This is a genomic window from Butyrivibrio sp., from assembly GCF_017635265.1.
GTDB lineage: Bacteria > Bacillota > Clostridia > Lachnospirales > Lachnospiraceae > Butyrivibrio.
In genome coordinates this window covers 1-3,143 of sequence record NZ_JAGBLU010000149.1, presented here as the reverse complement: position 1 = coordinate 3,143, position 3,143 = coordinate 1, and the positions used below count along the sequence as shown (strand labels likewise).

The window sequence follows — 3,143 nt, the reverse complement described above, 5'->3', positions numbered from 1 at the left end:
TTCTTCATAGTGATCTCGGAACAGTTCCTGTAGTGTATTACGTTTCATAGATATCATTATGAAGGATTTAGGGCAAAAAACAACCCTAACCCCTCATGAGTGAGGGGCAGGGGAGTTGAGGTGCCGCAGGCACTTTTTTATATTTATATTTTCTGGAACTGGAATGGGGCGTAATTGTTGAAAAAAATTATTGATAACAAAATAGAAATGTGATGCCTGTTATGATATATTGTAAGCGTATGCTAACATAAGAAGGAGGCAATTTATGAAAGATTATTTACAAATTGTACAGGTTATAGGCAGAGAAATCCTTGATTCAAGAGGAAATCCAACTGTTGAGGCAGAGGTTACTCTTGCTGATGGAACAGTAGCGACAGGTACAGCACCAAGTGGAGCATCAACAGGTGAGTTTGAGGCATTGGAGCTTAGAGACGGAGATAAGTCAAGATACCTTGGAAAAGGTGTTACAAAAGCTGTAGAGAATATCAATACAATTATCAATGATGCTATCGAGGGACTGGACGCATCTGATACATATGCTGTAGATGCAGCTATGATAAAGGCTGACGGAACAAAAGATAAATCAAAGCTTGGAGCAAATGCCATTCTGGCAGTTTCAATAGCGACAGCAAGAGCAGCAGCCAAGAGCCTTGATATTCCGCTTTACAGATTTCTTGGCGGTGTATCAGGTAACAGACTTCCTGTTCCAATGATGAATATTTTAAATGGTGGAGCGCATGCAGATAGTGCGGTAGATACACAGGAATTTATGATTATGCCTGTTGGAGCTCCTTCATTTAAGGAAGCACTTCGCTGGTGTGCAGAAGTGTTCCACAATCTTAAGAAACTTATTAAAGATATGGGAGATGTTACAGCAGTTGGTGATGAGGGTGGATTTGCACCAAATCAGCTAAAGAGTGATGAAGAAGCTATCGAGAAGATTCTTGAAGCAATAAAGGCAGCTGGATTTGAGCCGGGCAAAGACTTCATGATTGCTATGGATGCAGCTGCATCAGAGTGGAAGAGCGAGAAAGGAAAGGGCTTCTATAAGCAGCCTAAGTCAGGAAAAGAGTTCACATCAGATGAGCTTATAGCTCACTGGGAGAGTCTTGTTGACAAGTATCCGATTATTTCCATTGAAGACGGACTTGATGAGGAAGACTGGGAAGGCTGGCAGAAGATGACAGCCAAGATTGGTAACAAAGTTCAGCTCGTTGGAGATGACCTGTTTGTTACTAACACAGAGAGACTTAGTAAGGGTATTTCTCTTGGCGCAGGAAACTCTATCCTTATTAAGCTTAACCAGATTGGTTCTGTATCAGAGACTCTTGAAGCCATCAAGATGGCTCACAATGCAGGCTATACTGCTATTTCTTCTCATCGTTCAGGAGAGACCGCAGATACAACAATTGCAGACCTTGCTGTTGCACTTAACACATGCCAGATCAAGACAGGTGCACCAAGCCGTTCAGAGCGTGTAGCTAAGTATAATCAGCTTTTAAGAATCGAAGAGATGCTTGGCGACAGCGCAGTATATCCCGGAATGGATGCATTTCATGTAAAGAAGTGATAAAAAAAGACGGTATAATTGTAGATCTTTTAGTTTAGAGGGAGAGGTTTTTTACATAAGGATGCGCTTATGTAAAAAAACCTCTCTCTTTGTATGAACGTAAGTGGATTGGCTGAGTCCGCCACCCTCATACAAAGAGAGAGGAATTATTTTTTATTTATAATTATCAAATATAGACAAGTTAGAATCATGTATTGCGTAAAAAAGGAAGTTTATTATAATTGAAAACGTGGCTAAAATTGTTTCATGTTAAAAATTTTTTAATTATATTGTATTGAATACGTTTGGATTTTAGCTATTTTTTTATAGAGTATTTTGAGGGGAAGGAAAAGAAATAATGATAACCTACAAGTGTAGAAACTGTGGGGCTCAGCTTAATGTGTCCGATGCAGGAGGATTTAGCTGCAGCTATTGCGGAAGCAGAGCTTTTATGTCTGATTCGGAACTTAGAGGTAACGAAGCATTCAGGCAAAAGATACTTTCTTTTTATATGGCGAAGGCTATGTCAAAGGAAGATGATTATTCAGGGGACAATCTTTGGGAAGAGACAGGAAATGTCTCATTCATAATGGATAATTCACAGCCACTTACAATTGCATATATGGATAAATACGTATATCAGGGGATGGAATGTTTCCTGGCAAAAAAGAATGTTGTTTATGTATTTGATAATGCCAGAGGGGCAGACCTTTTTATGAAAGGGCTTCTTAGTTTGGTATTTCCTGAGGCTGATATGAAGCTTGACAGGTGTTTTCCGATGCTTACACAAAGACTTCATCTTAAAGATGGTAGGGAAGTACTTGTTTTTGTGCGTAAGTCATTCTTTTATCCGGTGGAAGTTTTTGCACCTTTAAAGGCAGAGCACCTTGCCTGGGTTATTTCACGCATGGAGAATATATGTTGCGCGCTTGAGTATTCAGGGATTTCCCATGGAGATATAAGTACATCAAGCATATTTGTGAACCCGGTGACTCATGAAGGAATGATCTTTGGGGATTACAGAAGTGTAAGACGCAGTTCGACTCAGGAAGATCTTAAAATGATTAGGAAAACGGCAAAGCAGGTGATGGAAAGGGGCAGTGGCCCTTCGGAACTATTTGCGTTTCTTGATTCTAAACCAAAGAATAATGCTTATGAAGACTTTGAGTATTGGGATACTGTAATCGAGAAAGGTTTTGGAGGACATAGGTTTGTGAAATTTTGATTAATCAATTTTAGTTAATCACTTTGTGATTTTGACGTAGATATTTTAATGCCTGTTTTGTTTTTGGCTTGATAAGTAAGCAGGCAAATTATTATACTACTGCCTAATTATAAATTTTTTAATTAAGTAAGTAGTAGAATGCACTATACAGTTTGTAAGGTTTTATGGCATAAATAATTGATTTAATGATATTCGGGCTTATGACTATGATGAGCCATAGAAATAATATATTAGGTATTTGCGAAACTCATTAGAAGTTAAGGTGTAACCTTAACAAAAGCATTTTGGAACGCTTTTTTGAGGGCAAAGACGTGAATTGGGCTGATAAAGCTTATCTTAGGCGCACTTGAATAAGGCTGATGCCTTATT

The 3,143-nt window shown here is 38.7% G+C and carries 2 protein-coding genes; both read left to right on the top strand.

All coding sequences use genetic code 11. From position 1 onward, the window contains the following. Window positions 1-265 precede the first annotated feature (265 nt). Window positions 266-1,570: a phosphopyruvate hydratase gene (eno, locus tag J6O61_RS19200; protein WP_292143385.1), complete on the top strand. Its 1,305-nt coding sequence runs from the start codon at window positions 266-268 to the stop codon at window positions 1,568-1,570. A gap of 337 nt (window positions 1,571-1,907) precedes the next feature. Then, window positions 1,908-2,774 (top strand): hypothetical protein, encoded by an 867-nt coding sequence (locus tag J6O61_RS19195; protein ID WP_292215919.1) that lies wholly within the window; start codon window positions 1,908-1,910, stop codon window positions 2,772-2,774. Window positions 2,775-3,143: the final 369 nt, after the last annotated feature.

Coding starts and splice junctions, on each gene's coding strand:
- J6O61_RS19195 (WP_292215919.1), top strand. CDS start 1,908: ATGATAACCTACAAGTGTAGAAACTGTGGGGCTCAGCTTAATGTGTCC.
- eno (WP_292143385.1), top strand. CDS start 266: ATGAAAGATTATTTACAAATTGTACAGGTTATAGGCAGAGAAATCCTT.